This window comes from Lysinibacillus sp. NPDC097287 (assembly GCF_044761695.1).
Lineage (GTDB): Bacteria > Bacillota > Bacilli > Bacillales_A > Planococcaceae > Lysinibacillus.
Genome location: NZ_JBIWCX010000002.1, coordinates 212,541 through 229,059, shown reverse-complemented (window position 1 = coordinate 229,059; position 16,519 = coordinate 212,541). Strand labels below are relative to the sequence as shown.

The 16,519-nt window shown below is 39.1% G+C and carries 12 protein-coding genes; 1 reads left to right on the top strand and 11 read right to left on the bottom strand.

Annotation, left to right across the window (positions count from 1 at the left end; translation table 11 throughout):
- Positions 1 to 150: 150 nt before the first annotated feature.
- The 8 genes from meaB to ACIQ2D_RS04145 form a co-directional block, all read right to left on the bottom strand.
- Positions 151 to 1,248 carry a methylmalonyl Co-A mutase-associated GTPase MeaB gene (meaB, locus tag ACIQ2D_RS04180; protein WP_402859850.1) on the bottom strand — a complete coding sequence of 366 codons (1,098 nt, stop codon included), beginning with the start codon at positions 1,246 to 1,248 and terminating at the stop codon, positions 151 to 153.
- Positions 1,248 to 3,401, bottom strand: a complete 2,154-nt coding sequence (gene scpA, locus ACIQ2D_RS04175) for a methylmalonyl-CoA mutase (protein WP_402859847.1) — start codon at positions 3,399 to 3,401, stop codon at positions 1,248 to 1,250. Before scpA ends, meaB begins: the two co-directional genes overlap by 1 nt.
- Positions 3,398 to 5,089: a methylmalonyl-CoA mutase family protein gene (locus ACIQ2D_RS04170; protein WP_402859845.1), complete on the bottom strand. Its 1,692-nt coding sequence runs from the start codon at positions 5,087 to 5,089 to the stop codon at positions 3,398 to 3,400. The genes scpA and ACIQ2D_RS04170 overlap by 4 nt, the downstream gene beginning before the upstream one ends.
- A gap of 131 nt (positions 5,090 to 5,220) precedes the next feature.
- Complete coding sequence (locus tag ACIQ2D_RS04165) at positions 5,221 to 6,558, bottom strand: dihydrolipoamide acetyltransferase family protein (RefSeq protein WP_402859842.1); 1,338 nt, start codon at positions 6,556 to 6,558, stop codon at positions 5,221 to 5,223.
- Positions 6,559 to 6,826: 268 nt separating this feature from the next.
- Positions 6,827 to 7,810: an alpha-ketoacid dehydrogenase subunit beta gene (locus ACIQ2D_RS04160; protein ID WP_402859839.1), complete on the bottom strand. Its 984-nt coding sequence runs from the start codon at positions 7,808 to 7,810 to the stop codon at positions 6,827 to 6,829.
- Positions 7,810 to 8,826 carry a thiamine pyrophosphate-dependent dehydrogenase E1 component subunit alpha gene (locus ACIQ2D_RS04155; RefSeq protein ID WP_402859836.1) on the bottom strand — a complete coding sequence of 339 codons (1,017 nt, stop codon included), beginning with the start codon at positions 8,824 to 8,826 and terminating at the stop codon, positions 7,810 to 7,812. Before ACIQ2D_RS04155 ends, ACIQ2D_RS04160 begins: the two co-directional genes overlap by 1 nt.
- A gap of 90 nt (positions 8,827 to 8,916) precedes the next feature.
- Positions 8,917 to 10,344 carry a dihydrolipoyl dehydrogenase gene (gene lpdA / locus ACIQ2D_RS04150; RefSeq protein WP_402859833.1) on the bottom strand — a complete coding sequence of 476 codons (1,428 nt, stop codon included), beginning with the start codon at positions 10,342 to 10,344 and terminating at the stop codon, positions 8,917 to 8,919.
- Between the two features lie 71 nt (positions 10,345 to 10,415).
- Positions 10,416 to 11,510 carry a Leu/Phe/Val dehydrogenase gene (locus ACIQ2D_RS04145; protein WP_402859830.1) on the bottom strand — a complete coding sequence of 365 codons (1,095 nt, stop codon included), beginning with the start codon at positions 11,508 to 11,510 and terminating at the stop codon, positions 10,416 to 10,418.
- A 309-nt stretch (positions 11,511 to 11,819) separates the two neighbouring features.
- On the opposite strand from ACIQ2D_RS04145, the gene ACIQ2D_RS04140 reads away from it, so the two are divergent.
- Positions 11,820 to 12,056, top strand: a complete 237-nt coding sequence (locus tag ACIQ2D_RS04140; protein ID WP_402859827.1) for a DUF2627 family protein — start codon at positions 11,820 to 11,822, stop codon at positions 12,054 to 12,056.
- A gap of 66 nt (positions 12,057 to 12,122) precedes the next feature.
- Here the strand turns inward: ACIQ2D_RS04140 and ACIQ2D_RS04135 are convergent, their stop codons facing one another.
- From ACIQ2D_RS04135 to ACIQ2D_RS04125, 3 genes are all read right to left on the bottom strand, one after another.
- Entirely contained in the window at positions 12,123 to 12,863 is a 741-nt protein-coding gene (locus ACIQ2D_RS04135) for a glycerophosphodiester phosphodiesterase (RefSeq protein ID WP_402859824.1), read from the bottom strand.
- A complete protein-coding gene (locus ACIQ2D_RS04130; protein WP_402859821.1) occupies positions 12,856 to 14,427 on the bottom strand; it encodes a flagellar assembly protein A in 1,572 nt (523 codons plus the stop codon). The genes ACIQ2D_RS04135 and ACIQ2D_RS04130 overlap by 8 nt, the downstream gene beginning before the upstream one ends.
- Before the next feature lie 530 nt (positions 14,428 to 14,957).
- Entirely contained in the window at positions 14,958 to 16,238 is a 1,281-nt protein-coding gene (locus ACIQ2D_RS04125; RefSeq protein ID WP_402859818.1) for an oligosaccharide repeat unit polymerase, read from the bottom strand.
- Between the last annotated feature and the right edge of the window lie 281 nt (positions 16,239 to 16,519).

Here is a 16,519-nt window from a genome sequence, read left to right as displayed (position 1 = left end):
CAAATTTGGCAACAAAGGTATCCGTAAACATTGCTTTTTAGGTTACCTTCGATCCGCTATTATTCAACAAATGTTTTGTCGAATTGATACCCCTCTTATCATAGCAGTAAGTTACGATTTTGTGCACCTACTTGCTCATAAAAGAATGCATTATTTCTGTGTATTGTCGTCGCGGAACAAACTATCTACACCTTGTGTAACGGTCATTTGGCCATCAAGGATTTGACGCTCAAGAAGCTGTACTTGTGTCTTACGTGCTGGATCACCATAAAAAGCATCAATTAAATGGTCGGTAATCATCGATTGGAACCATTCTTTAGTTTGATTTTGACGTCGAATTGACCAGTAATTATTCGCGTCGACCGTTTCTTTGAACTCTCCAATAGTGTCCCAAACTTTGTCCAGACCACGTTTCTCCCATGAGCTTACTGGCAATGCAGTAGACATCCAGCCCGGTGTTGCAGGCTGTAAGAAGTGAAGGATTTGTTTGTACTCTGAAACGGTCTTTTTGGCAAGGCGTACATTATCACCATCCGCTTTATGCACAACAATCGCATCTGCTAATTCCATGATGCCTTTCTTCATACCTTGTAGCTCGTCTCCTGCACCTGTTAAAACAAGAAGTAAGAAAAAGTCGACCATACCACGGACGTACGTTTCACTTTGCCCTACTCCGACCGTTTCTATTAAAATCACATCATAGCCTGCTGCCTCGCAGAGAAGCATCGTTTCACGCGTCTTTTTATGGACACCCCCAAGGGTACCTGCAGACGGTGAAGGACGAACAAATGCATTTGGTTTTTTCACGAGCTCTTCCATTCGTGTTTTATCACCTAAAATACTGCCGCCCGATAATGAAGAACTAGGATCAATTGCAAGGACCGCTACTTTTTTTCCCATTTCACATAGCATCGTTCCAAATGCTTCAATGAACGAGCTTTTCCCTGCACCTGGTACGCCAGTAATCCCAATACGGACACTGTTGCCTGTATGCGCTAGAAGCTCTTGTAAAAGCTCTTGTGCAAGTACTTTATGACTAGCATTTGAGCTTTCAATGAGTGTGATAGCTTTCGATAGTTGCATACGTGAGCCTGCACGTACTTCACGTGCAAGCTCATTAACATCAATTTTTTCGGCTTTTTTCTTTCGGAATTTTTTCGGTGTACCGTATTGCATACCGTCGTGAGTTGCCTCGACGCCGTCCATTACAAAAAGCGCACTTTCTTCTATCCCTTTGTTTTTGTCCATTATTCAGACACTTCCTCATAACCTAAACGTTTGTAGATTTCTTCGATGATCTTTTGTGCAGATACGGGAATTACTGTACCTGGTCCAAAGATTGCTACTGCGCCAGCCTCATAAAGGAATTCGTAGTCTTGAGCTGGAATAACGCCGCCAACGATAATAATAATATCTTCGCGTCCTAATTTTTCTAGTTCAGAAACTAATGCTGGCACTAACGTTTTATGACCTGCTGCTAATGAAGATACACCAATACAATGCACGTCATTTTCAACTGCCATTTGCGCTGTTTCTTCAGGCGTCATGAATAATGGCGAAATATCTACATCAAACCCTAAGTCAGCATAGCCCGTTGCAATAACTTTTGCGCCACGGTCATGGCCATCTTGTCCCATTTTTGCGACTAAAATACGCGGGCGACGACCCTCATTTTCTTTGAATTCTTCCGTCATTTGTTGTACTTCTGTAATTTGCTCTTCATCAGAGAAGTTTGCAGAATATACACCTGAAATTGAACGGATAATTGCTTTATGACGACCAGAAACCGATTCGATAGCATCAGAGATTTCTCCAAGAGAAGCACGCGCACGCGCTGCATCTACTGCTACAGCTAGTAAGTTTTCTTCGCCATCTTGTGCCGCTTTTGTAAGGCGTGCTAAATGTTTTTGTACTTCTGCTTCATCACGAGCTGCTTTCATAGCATCTAAGCGCTCGATTTGTTTTTGACGTACAAGTGTGTTGTCGATATCAAGAATATCGATTGGTTCTTCTTTATCTAGGCGGTATTTGTTAACACCGACAATTGTTTCTGATTTAGAGTCGATTTTCGCTTGGCGTTTTGCCGCTGCTTCTTCAACTTTCATCTTCGGAAGACCTGTTTCGATAGCTTTAGCCATCCCACCAAGCTCTTCGATTTCTTCGATTAATGCCCATGCAGATTTTGTGATTTCATCTGTTAATTTCTCAACGTAATATGAACCACCCCATGGATCGATTACTTTCGTCATACCTGTTTCTTCCTGTAAGAATAACTGTGTATTACGAGCGATACGTGCAGAGAAGTCTGTCGGAAGTGCAATCGCTTCATCCAGTGCGTTCGTGTGCAATGATTGTGTATGCCCCATTGCCGCAGCATTTGCTTCGATTAATGTACGTGTCACATTATTGAATGGATCTTGCTCTGTTAAAGACCAACCAGATGTTTGTGAGTGCGTACGTAAAGCTAATGTTTTTGGGTTTTTCGGGTTAAACGTAGACATCATTTGTGCCCAAATTCGGCGTGCTGCACGCATTTTTGCTACTTCCATGTAATAATTCATGCCGATTGCCCAGAAGAATGATAAGCGTGGTGCAAAGGCATCGATATCAATACCAGCTTTAAGACCGGTACGGACGTATTCAAGACCATCAGCTAGTGTATACGCAAGCTCGATGTCGTTTGTCGCACCTGCTTCTTGAATATGATAACCAGAAATAGAAATCGAGTTGAATTTCGGCATAAATTTCGCTGTGAATTCGAAAATGTCTGCGATAATTTTCATCGACATTGCTGGCGGATAGATATAAGTATTACGTACCATGTACTCTTTTAAAATATCATTTTGGATTGTCCCTGCTAATAAATCAGGAGTAACCCCTTGTTCTTCAGCAGCTACGATATAGAATGCAAGGATTGGTAATACCGCACCATTCATTGTCATCGAAACTGACATTTGGTCTAGTGGGATTTGATCAAATAGAATTTTCATATCTTCTACAGAGTCAATAGCTACCCCAGCTTTACCTACGTCACCTGTTACACGTGAATGGTCAGAGTCATAACCACGGTGTGTTGCTAAGTCAAAGGCAACTGAAAGACCTTTTTGACCCATTGCAAGGTTTCGTTTATAGAATGCATTTGATTCTTCCGCTGTCGAGAAACCTGCATATTGGCGTACTGTCCAAGGACGTGCCACATACATAGTAGGGTATGGACCACGAGTGTTTGGCGCAAGTCCAGCCACATCATTCAAGTGCTTTGCATCTGCGATATCTTCTTTTGTATAGATATCTTTTATTTCAATTCCTTCATTCGTCATGAACATTTCTGTTGACGCCTCTGGTGCTATTTCTGTCAATACTTTTTCGATTTCAACTGTACTAAAATTTGGCTTGCTCATCGTTGGACCTCCTTCATGCTAGCAGACACAGAGTTTAATTTTTCAATGATGTTTTGTCCTGCAAAAATAAAGCCATTTAAGCCATTTGCTAACCAAGCTTCTTCTTCATCTTTAAATTTACCAGCTACGTCTACTATTACACCCTCTGGTTTACCCGCTAAAATTGCTGGTAATAATTCTTTTGTATTGTCGTCATTTGCCGCAATCACAACATATTTCGCTTCTGTCGCATTTAACCAAGCTACTGCTTCTTCCGCCGTTGAAATTTGACCGCTTTTTTCTGGCACTAGTCCGACAGTATTTAAGAACCCAGAGACGAAATCTGCACGTGGCTTCGATCTTTTTAGTGAACCTAATGTTAAAATACCAGTTTTCACATCAGCCGCAGTCATTTCAGCACGTAATTGCTCGAAAGGTATTGCAATACGCTTAATATCTGCAAATAGTGGATTAGTTGTGTTTTCAAGAACGTCCGCAGGGTTTGCATAAATATTCGTACCGATTAATGATTGTTTACGCGTTTGTACTGCTTTTACACGCGCTTGGTAAGAAGCCTCTAACTCTTCCGCTAATTTACCAGATGCTGAGTAAGCATCAATACCACCAGCCGCTTCAATCTCTAAGAATAAAGCCCATGCTTCTTTCACAAAGTCTGCAGTTAAAGATTCTACAAAGTAAGAGCCACCTGCTGGATCAGTTGTTTTTAAGACATTTGTTTCTTCTCTTAATACTAAAGATACGTTGCGTGCAATACGAACAGATTGCTCTGTAGGTTTCGTTAACGCATCATGTGGGTGAACTGTAAAGACATCCGCACCGCCAATTAAACCAGAAAGCGCTTCATTTCCAGCACGTAGTAAGTTTACATATACATCCAATTTAGAGAAACCGCGAAGTGAAGTTTCAGCTAATGTAGGTACTTTCACATTTCCTGTAACACCATACGCTGATGAGAACGCTTTCCAAAGTACTTTAAAAGCACGAAGTTTCGCAACTTCTGTAAAGAATTGCGTGTCCACAGCAAATGAAACGTAAAATTTATGAGCAAACGCTTCGAAATTTTCTGTCTCTTCGGCGTATTTAGCTGCTATTGCCAGCGCATAAGCTAATTCTTGAACAGCATTTGCACCTTGATTGTGATAAACGATTGTATCCGCACCATTAGTTCGAACATTTGAGAAATCTGCAAGGACAACTGGCTCTTGCGAAACGATATAGCCTTTTACGGAATCTCGCTTACTAACTTCAATTTTATCGAATACCGCCAATAATGGGTCATTAGCATTTTCCACCGTGATTTTGAATGAATATTCCGATAAATAAGGAGCCAATTTTGCGATTATTTCTTCAGTCCACGCAAAGTTTACACGACTATCAATTGTAACAACTTCATTGCCACGAACTAAACTATCATCAAGCTGCGCAAAGAATGCTTCACTTGAACCTGCATAAACTTGCTGAGCCACACTAAATACAGAAGTATTTTGTAGGGAACGGATTGTGGCTACTTGTTTTTCAAGATCTTCACCCAGTTTTGCTACTAAACTTTCTTGTGTGTACAGTGGTTCAAGTGTAATACCTTCACTTGTTTTTGTTAAAAGAGACTCGAATGGTTTCCCTTTTAAAGCTTTTATTGCTGCATCTTGCCATTCTGTATAGGACGGCTTTTCAAATTCAATATTTTTCATGTTGTTTGACATGCGGACGCTAATAGCTTCCCCCCTTAGTAGTTTCTATTTGCTATTCTACATGACAAAGTGCGTGTCGAAAAGCACAAAAAAATGCGGAAACCGTTATATAACAGGTTTCCACATACTCATCAGTAGACTAATGTTGAAGATTTGTTCGTGTTTTCGAGTATATTTTTCACTCTATTTAGAAATTTACCGCAAATCAATCCATCTAATATACGATGGTCTAACGATAAACATAAATTTACGATATCCCTAGCGGCAATCATTCCACCTTGTAATATTACCGGTTTTTTAACAATACTTTCCACTTGAAGTATAGCTGCTTGTGGATAATTAATGATGCCCATCGACTGCATGGAGCCAAATGCGCCAGTATTATTTACCGTAAACGTACCACCCTGGATTTCATTCATCGTCAGTTTTCCAACTCGAGCTTTTTCCGCAAGCTCATGAATTTCTCTGGCAATACCTTTTATCGATTTTTCGTCTGCGTGTTTTATAACAGGCACGAATAATGCATCATCCGATGCCACAGCAATTGAAATATTAATGTCATGCTTTTGAATTATTTTGTCTTCTGCCCAAATGGAATTCAACATCGGGAATTCTTTTAAGGCTTGCGCCACGGCTTTCACAAAGAACGCAAAATAGGTAATATTATAGCCTTCTTTTTGTTTGAACTCAGATTTTATACTATCACGGTAGGTAACTAATTCTGTAACGTCTACTTCCATCATCATCCATGCATGTGGTACTTCTTGTGTACTTCGCACCATATTATTCGCGATGGCACGACGCACCTTTGTTATTGGAATTTCAATATCACGCCCTTGTGCTGATGGTTGTGACGTAACTGATTTTTCCTGTTGGATTGAAGGTGGCACTGGCGATATAGTATCAACATGCGTTTGAATTGAAACAGCTGGAGGTGCGATATTCGTCGGACCACCACCTGCATCAATAAGCTGTTGTATATCCTTACGCGTAATACGGCCATCCTCCCCTGTTCCTGTAACCTGATCAAGTGCAATATCGTGCTCTTGTGCAAGACGTAGCACTGCCGGCGAATAGCGCACCTTATCTGAACGCACTGTTTTCTCTGCCTGTACAAGTACTGTTACTGGTTTTGGTGATTCTTGTTTTTTCTGGACACCCGCATTTAAAATAGCTGAGCTCACCGCTGATTTTTTCGGTGGTGGTGGCGGTGATAATTCACTGTCACCCGCAATTTCAATAGAACAAACGACTGAACCTACTGGTAGCGTTTGCCCCTCTTCTGCTAGAAGTTCTGTAATAACTCCCTCAAAAGAAGATGGAATTTCTGCATTTACTTTATCAGTGTTAACTTCCGCTAATGGGTCATATTTTTTTACCGTATCTCCCGGTTGTACGAGCCACTTTTCAATCGTGCCTTCAGTTACACTCTCTCCAAGCTGCGGCATTGTAATATTTTGAATCGCCATCATCTATTCCTCCTATCAATTACGCCTCGACGTAATTGAGTCCAGATTTTGAATTGTGCCCAGGCCTGCGTGATGCAGGTCAGTTAGCCGTTGTAGCATGGATGCGACGTACTTAGGCTAACATCCTTATCTACCCTTCAAAATCTGTGACATCCGCCGGAGGCTTTAATTTTATTCAGTAAGAGTCACATCGTCCACTGAAAATACACTACAAATTAATATTCACCTCACCACCTATAAAGGTGGGAAAAACTTTTACTGAATAAAGTTAAAATGCAGCTAACTCACGCATCGCACGTTCTACTTTTTCAGGATTGATCATGAAAAACTTTTCCATTGTTGGTGCATATGGCATAGCTGGTACATCTGGACCTGCTAAACGCTTAATCGGTGCATCTAGTTCAAATAAACAATGTTCAGCAATAATGGCCGAAACTTCGCTCATAATACTTCCTTCTTTATTATCCTCAGTGACTAGTAGTACTTTACCAGTTTTACTTGCTGCTTCTATTATCGCTTCTTTATCCAATGGGTAAACAGTACGAAGGTCTAGTACATGCGCAGAAATACCATCTGCTGCTAGTCGCTCCGCTGCTTGTAAGGCAAAATGAACCGCTAATCCGTAAGTAATAACTGTGATATCTTCTCCTTCACGTTTAACATCGGCTTTACCAATCGGCAATGTATAATCATCAGTTGGTACTTCCCCTTTGATTAGGCGATATGCACGTTTATGTTCAAAAAACAAAACTGGATCTTCATCGCGAATAGCGGCTTTTAATAAGCCTTTTGCATCATACGGTGTTGATGGGATGACAATCTTTAAACCCGGTGTACCTGCAAAGAGCGCTTCTACCGATTGTGAATGATATAATGCCCCGTGGATGCCACCGCCAAATGGTGCACGTATTACAAGCGGACAAGACCAATCATTATTAGAACGATACCGAATTTTGGCTGCCTCCGATACAATTTGATTGACCGCTGGCATAATGAAATCTGCAAATTGCATTTCTGCTATTGGACGCATACCGTACATTGCAGCTCCAATTCCAACACCAGCAATAGCACTTTCTGCTAGCGGTGTATCTAAAACACGATACTCTCCAAATTGTTCATAAAGTCCTGTAGTTGCTTTAAAAACGCCGCCCTTCCGACCAACGTCCTCCCCAAGGATGAAAACACGCTCATCACGTTCCATTTCTTCCTTCATCGCTAACGTAATTGCATCAATATAAGACATTACCGCCATTACGCGTCACCTCCGCCTGTTGTTGCATACACATACTTCAAAGTATCTTCTGGCTTTGCATATGGTGCTGCTTCCGCATATTCTGTCGACGCATTCACCTCAGCCATTACACGCTCTTCTATTTCAGCACGAAGCGTATCATTCATAATGCCTGTTTCTCTCAAATATTTTTCGAATAAAATAATTGGATCTTTTGCTTTTCCTTCTGCGATATCTTCTGCAGTTCGATACTGGCGATCATCATCATCTGACGAATGTGCTGTTAAACGGAATGTCACTGTTTCAATTAAGCTTGGGCCTCCACCATTACGTGCACGCTCCGCCGCTTCCTTCACAACTTTATATACTTGTAGAGGGCATTTCCCATCTACAGTAATACCTGGCATTCCATATCCGATTGCACGGTCTGATACTTTAGCACACCCTAACTGTCGCTCTACTGGGACAGAAATTGCATACTGATTATTTTCGACCATTATAATAACCGGTAATTTATGCACACCTGCAAAGTTAGCACCTTCATGGAAATCACCTTGGTTAGACGATCCCTCGCCGAGCGTCACAAATGTGATGAAATCCTCTTTTTGCAGACGTCCCGCTAACGCAACACCTACTGCATGCGGTACTTGCGTTGTTACTGGCGATGAACCTGTCAAAATACGATTTCTCTTTTGCCCGAAATGACCAGGCATTTGACGACCTCCTGAGTTTGGGTCCTCTGCCTTTGCAAAAGCCGATAACATTAAATCTCTAGGCGTCATACCGAAATGTAAAACAACACCCATATCCCGATAATACGGTGCAATATAGTCTTTATTTTTATCTAATGCAAATGCGGCACCCACTTGAGCAGCTTCCTGCCCTTGACAGGAAATTACAAATGGAATTTTACCGGAACGATTTAATAGCCACATACGCTCATCTAGGCGTCTTGCCATTAACATTGTTTCAAACATTTCAAGTACATGCTCATTTGTTAATCCCAACTCTTCGTGTCGAATTTGAACTTCTTGCATACGAACACCCCTTTCGTATTGTTAACCAATCATTTACACATCTGCACGAGGACCACAATCGATTTAGTGTTAGAAAACTACTTTGTCCTGTTAAAAATGAATGGCTCTATTATCTACTGCTAACGCTGCTTCTACTAAAATCTCATTTAAAGACGGATGCGGATGAATTGCTTGACTGATTTCCCATGGTGTAGCATCTAGAAGCTTTGCAAGCGATGCCTCCCCAATTAAATCTGTCACATGTGGTCCTACCATATGAATACCTAAAATATCATTTGTTTGAACATCCGCTATAATTTTCACAAAACCCTCTGTTTCACCATTGACTAACGCCTTACCTATCGCTTTGAATGGGAATTTCCCGATTTTTAATGCGTATCCTTGCTCGTTAGCATCCTTTTCAGTTAAACCGATACTCGCCACTTCAGGATATGAATAAACACATTTTGGGACTTTCAACGGATCTAACATATCTATTTTCCCTGTCGCTATATGTTCAATTGCCGACAATCCTTCATGTGACGCAACATGTGCAAGCTGTAACCCACCAATAACGTCACCAATCGCATACATATGGGACTCTTTCGTTTGATATGTGTCACGCACTTTAATGTAACCATTTTCCACTTCAATATCTGTATTCTCTAAACCAATACCTTTAGTATTTGCTTCCCGACCTACACAAAGCAGTAACTTATCTGCCTCGAACTGTACTTCATTCTCTTTAACTTGAGCAGAAATGAAAACGCTATCATTTTTTATTTCGAAGGTATCAACTTTTAACTTTGCATTTGTCATAATACGTACGCCTCTTGTTTCAAGCTGCCTCGTTAATTCTTTCACAACATCAGCATCTTCAGCCGGTAATATCGTTGGACCAAACTCCACAACCGTTACGTTAACACCAAAATCACAAAGCATTGAAGCCCACTCAATTCCAATCACACCGCCACCAACAATTAGTAGAGACTTAGGCAATGTAGCCATCATCAATGCATGGTCTGAATTCATCACATAGTTACCATCAACCTGTAGCCCTTCAATTCCTCTTGGCTTCGAGCCTGTAGCTATAACTACATTCATTGGTAATAACATTTCATTTTCTTCACCATTACGAAGCTCTACAGAAACAGTGCCTGGCATTGGCGAAAAAATGGAAGGACCTAAAATACGTCCATATCCTTCATATACGTCAATTTTTCCTTTTTTCATTAAGGTATTCACACCTTGACTAAGCTGTTCAACAATTGCTTGTTTTCTTGCCTGTACTTTATCAAATTGTAATGTTACCCCTTCTATTTCTACACCGAATTCAATCGCTGTTTTATTGGCCATTCTATATACCTCGGCACTTCGTAAAAGCGCTTTACTAGGAATACAGCCTTTGTGTAAACATGTACCGCCAAGCTTCTCATTTTCGACGATTGCTGTCTTAAGACCTAATTGAGATGCTCGGATAGCTGCCACATAACCACCTGTACCGCCACCAATAATCACCACATCATAATTTTGAGCCATTTCCAATTCCTCCTTCTATCTCTATAGAGGAGAGGTCGATCAAACGACTTCTCATGATTTAATTACTTACATTAGCGACCGTGTAAGATATTTTTTTCATTTCGTAAAAACTGACTACGAGATTTTGCTACTCGCGCAATACGATCTTCTGCTAATCGATTTGCTGCAATATATGTCGGGATGTTGTCACGTCTTGAAATAGCAAAGATTTTTTCGATGCTATCATAGATGCCTTCAACACGCTTCATCGCGCGTTCTTGGTTATAGCCATACAGCTCATCCGCCACATTAATAACGCCTCCTGCATTAATTACATAATCAGGTGCATACACGATGCCCAATTCATGCAATTGATCGCCATGACGAGATTCTTGTAATTGGTTATTGGCAGAACCTGCAATAACTTTTGCTTTTAATTGAGGTATTGTGTCATCATTTAATATTGCGCCCAGTGCACATGGTGAAAAAATATCAACATCTTGCGCATAAATTTCATTAGGTGCGACAGCTATGGCTCCGAAATCGTTAACTACACGGTCAATCACTGCTTGGTTAATATCTGTAACAATAAGCTTTGCGCCTTCCTTATGTAAATACTCGCAAAGTTTATATGCAACATTTCCGAGCCCTTGAACGGATACTGTACGCCCATCTAATATATCTGTACCAAATGCTTCTTTTGCGGCTGCCTTCATACCACGATATACACCGAAAGCCGTTACAGGAGATGGATTACCCGATGAACCAAATGCTGGTGAAATGCCTGTGACATAATTTGTTTCCTCGTGGATTAAATCCATATCTGTTACAGTTGTACCTACGTCTTCTGCTGTAATATAGCGCCCGTTCAAACCTTGAATAAATCGCCCTAATGCTCGAAACATTTCTTCATTTTTATCTGTAAATGGATCACCTATTATGACTGTTTTCCCCCCACCAAGATTTAAGCCAGCTGCTGCGTTTTTATACGTCATGCCTCGTGCTAAACGTAGTGCATCTTCGATTGCATTTTCCTCTGTAGCATATGTCCACATACGCGCACCACCTAGTGCCGGACCAAGCGTAGTGTCATGGATAGCGATAATCGCCTTTAACCCTGATGCTGCATCTTGACAGAACACCACTTGTTCATAATCATACTTTTCCATATACTTGAAGATTTCCATAAAAACTCGCCCCTTTGCTTCAGAAAGTTTATCGAACAATACCAATCTTTTTATTGTGAAGAAAATTTGTAAAAAAATCTATGAAATGGATAATTAACCTCCATTTAATTTTACAATACTGACAATTTCACAATTTCGCAACATTTATTACTCTTTCTCTATTAAGTTGGAATTTTCTAAAAATTCAGTGTATATTTCTATTAATTTATTCTCTTTTTTACAAATTTACCGCCCATCGTTTAGTGTACCGTTTCTTGACATTCCTTCATCCACAGGTACAATTAGAAATAGATATGAGGAGGGACATGCATGGCTCGTTTTGCTGCATTCATCGTAATGCTAATTCCCGGTCTTATGGCTGCGGGTGGCATTAAATTTATGCGTGATACATTATTCGGGACGCTCATCTCACCTTTCCCATTTTTATGGCTACAATTTGTCGTTGGCATCATTTTCTTCGTTGTCGGCTTTGGCTTTTTCGCAGGCTTCTTATTACATCGCGATCGAAAAAAAGGAAAAGTGGCTCCGCGCTTCCAGAAAAAATAAAAATAGCTATCTACTAAGCTTGAACTGTCTTAGTAGATAGCTATTTTATTATTACTAAAATAAATATTAATTAATGGAATTAGTGCGTTTTTGTTCTTTGATAACTTTATCAGGAAAATCTGTAATCCAACCAATAACACTAGGATGTGGATTAGTGATAAATTTTTCACTACTATCGATTGCATAAAAACGACATTTCTTTTCATTTGCAACACATGCCTCCAAATAGCGAGGCTTATAATATTTTTTATGTGCATGCACACTATCAATTGCTTGATAATCACGTAACAAATCCCAGTTCAACTTTTTTGTTGCAATTAAGGCTGTTTCAAATTGTGGCGTATACTGCTTCACTATTTTCAACAACTCATAATGAAAAGAAGAGAAATGACTACCCTCTGGTAATTGCAAGCCTTTTAGCATATGAAGAAGTGCATCTGTATTTTCTAATATCGTTGATTTCAGCTCAATATTCAGCGGCATTTGACGCTGATTTGCCCATACTAAAACCTCTTCAAAAGTTGAAATTTTGTATGTGGAAAAAAGTCGTCTCCACGGTTTACCCAATTTAAAGCGTTGCAATTGCTCTATATTACATTCATTCACAAGCTTATTACTGCCTGCTAATCGTGATAGCTGTGGATCATGATACACAACTGGTATCCCTTCCTTAGATAGTTGGATATCTAATTCAATACCATCTGCACCTAGTTCCCAAGCTTTTTCAAAAGCTTTGAAACTATTCTCAAGAGCATGAGCCGAAGCCCCTCGATGCGCAAAAACAGGTACGTAGTCAGCACTACACATTTAATTCGCCAAACTCTAGTAAAAATTTACCGTTAGTCATTTTGCTTAGTAAAGATGATTTTTTACCAATTTGAATATAAGTGCCTGGATATGCCTCTTTCGTCACCGTAATCTCTTCTTTCCCTGCATGACGTAATTCATCCATCATTAGCTTTATATCACGATCCACAGTAACCGCTTCTGCCTTCAATTTAGACAAAGCTTGCTTTGTTTCTTCAAACGCTGCCACTTGCTGTGTATTCATTTGCTTAATCATTGGTAATAGGCTTTTTATCTTATCTTCGTAGCCTGTGATTTCTGTCTGTAAAGTCTTTAACTGCACGGCCTTTTCTTGCATTTTTGCATAGCTCTCTTGTTTATTAACACTTTCAATAATTAAATCTGTTCTACGTTCTAGACGATTTCCAGAAATAGCTGTGACAATTGAGCTTTTTGCTATTGCACGACCACCGATGATCTTCCCTTTTCGTTCATCCACAAAAATCGAATGTGCTTCTAACTGAGAGCCTAATGCATAGAAGCCAATGTGAATACTTTCAGTTGCAATTAAATTGGCTTCATTCACATGCTTCACAAAAATATTTCCACCAGCCTCTACTAGCGTCGAACCCAGACCAAAAATGCCACCTCGAATAAAGACATCCCCTTCAATTGACTTAATGAGCTTAGCGCCACTTACACCTTCAGCTCCTTCAATTGAAATGTCTCCCGTTGCAATGACCGTATAACCTGCAGTTACAGTACCTCGAATACTTAAAGAGCCATTAAACTCTAGATTTCCAGTTTCTACACCCACATCACCGTGAATAGGTAAATGTCGGTTTACACCAATCATGCCCTTCACATCATCTAAAACACCGGCAATCTTCGAACGAATAACAATTTTACCTTCTTCTTCAACTTCATAGGCAGATTTTTTATCATAACGAATTGGAAAATCTCTACCTGGTGCTGCCGGAATACTTTCACCCAATATGTTTTTTCCTGCTACACCTGCTGTAGCAGGAATTTTCTCGCCGAGCCAAGATCCTTCAGAGATTTCTGAAATGAAATTCATATCAAAATAATCTGCTTTTCCATCATCTCGAATGACAGGTTTTCTCTCAGGCTTTGGTAAGTATGTAATCTGTGCATCTATTCCTGCTACAGGCTGTGTGCCTTGTGCAATTAAAAATGCCTTTCCTGGTTCTATTGTTGAAATATCAAAATCTAATATGCCTTCAACAATATTATTGTCAGCCAGTGCATCCAGGATTTGCTGTTTCAGCTGGTCCTTGTTTTTTTGAATATAATCCATTGTTTCATATATAAATACAGAGGCAGACATTTTGTCTCGTGCAATCTCAGCTTCTACATTTGGAAGCCATCGCCCTATCTCTATTGGGCTTACGCTCTCTGTCGCTAATACGTTTTTTAATACAGAAAAATTGGATAATTTTAATCGGGGATGACTTCGTAAAATTCCATCGAAATCTTTTAAAGGAAAGCCGGCACTAAATGTAACCATAAAAACTTTTCCATTATCTTCAGATATTTCAAAATTATCATTTCGAACTAAAATCACGTTATCTCCTCCTTCCCTCTATATGTAATAAGTATATACAATCTACTTACATTTGTTTAGAGACATTTGTCCCTGCCGACAAGGAAAATACTCCTATTTATATATAGATTATCATATTTAATTTATGTTCTTACAGTTTTCTCTATAATTATGTTTATAATGTCTCTCACTTTTATTATACAGATTACCGACTAACACTAGTTTATATTTTTTGTAAACTATTCGATATGAGGAAAATTACCCCCTAAGAATACCTAAGCTATTTTGCAAGGGATTCTTCATCAAGAAAATGGGGCTTTCCGTTCCGGCTGGGCGTCGCCCAGCCTCCACTCCAATCAAAAGGCATACTACAACTAATGAGATATTTCTAAAGAATGCTTACTAATTTACTCATGATGAGTAAATTATAAAAAATGTCTTCTCATGTATGACTATTTTCATTGGTTAATAAAGTGAATATCTACTTGCTAATAAGTACATGGAAATAGCTAAAAAAGGACCATCCTATTTTTAGGACAGCCCCATGGTATTTAATATTGAAGCCTGTTCCTATCAGTTTTAATAACAGATGACGCTATAATGACAAAGCCGAGCATTAAAATAAAGATCAAGTCGAGTAAACCTGTATGCATCGACACAGTAAATACTGTAATTACAAAAGCATAAGCTACAGAATGGAAGCTACGAATGCCAACTTGCTTTACTTTATTATAGATTAATGAGATTAGAACACCATACAACAAGAACCCTATCGCTACTAATAAATAGCCACCATCAAGGAATAGTTGACCAATAAACGTTGGCGTTGTCGTTCTTGATTCTCGTGTGATAAATTTACCTCCCTCTACACTTAACGAGTTCACAACCTCTGTTACCTTCATTCGGGGCGAAATTTGCTCACCTGGTAAAATTGTGTTGAATATACCACGATGTATCTCACCATTTAAGGTATCTTCTTTTTGTGTATATTCTATAATTTTACTTAATACGATATGACCTGTTACACTTACCTCATTTAATGCAAGCATCCATTTTGGTGTTAAGTTTACCTTTTGTTCAGCGGTTAACAATCTTTCTCTTTCTTCTACTGTCAATTCTACATCTGGTTGATCACGGTTATTAAAATCCTTTGTTGTATCTTCTGTTAGAACACGTATAAAGCCAAACATCGAAAATGCTACAGCAATCACGAATAATGCGGAAAGGAACCAAGTCAATTTCACACGCTTTACAACGAAGTGGAAAATAATAATACCAGTAAACAACATAATAATTAACGGTGTACGATAACCCATTAATAAAAATAAGAACATCACAACAGCGAAAATCGAACCATAAACAAAAGCCTTTTTCCATGTCATTTTCTTCTCTAAAATCATTTTGTAAGAAAGTAACAGCAAAACTCCAAACCATAGTAATTGGCTAAAAAAGTTTAACTTCGGATCCAGGTTACGACGGTTTTCCTCATCAGAAATCCCTAAGCCTCCACCAAAAATCATCATTAAATAAGAGCCTAATCCGAGAATTGTTAGGAATATTATAAAATGAATCACGTATTTACCTAAGAACGATAGTCCAAATGATGGTATCGTCCACTCCAGTTTATCAATAATATACACACCTATGTAATAGCATACAAGCGCTAAAATTAAAACTGGCCAAATCGACACTCGGATATTAAACATTTCAAATTTATGCCAATCAAATAAACTTGTAAAAAAATAAAGCACTAATATAAAAGGTAAAAAGAAGTATGGTGAGAACATATCAATCCTATTAACCTTTGTTAAAATTTCTTTCAAATTTTTCATACATGTCATACATCTTATTAGATGTTATTGCCCTCCCCTATGATGAACTGATAATTGCCTAGTACTGCCTCTCCCTTACTATTTTTTCAATACATATAAATGCAATTATAGCATGAATATGACTAGACTCACAGAAGGTTTTTCATAAAAATTCAACAATTACCTTTTAATTCAATATCAAATGTATTACACATCTTTACATAAATTATAAGGAATTTAAAACTATCTCCGTGTTAGAGAGTCTGAAGCGAGAGTTAATGCATATTAAATATAAATCTTTC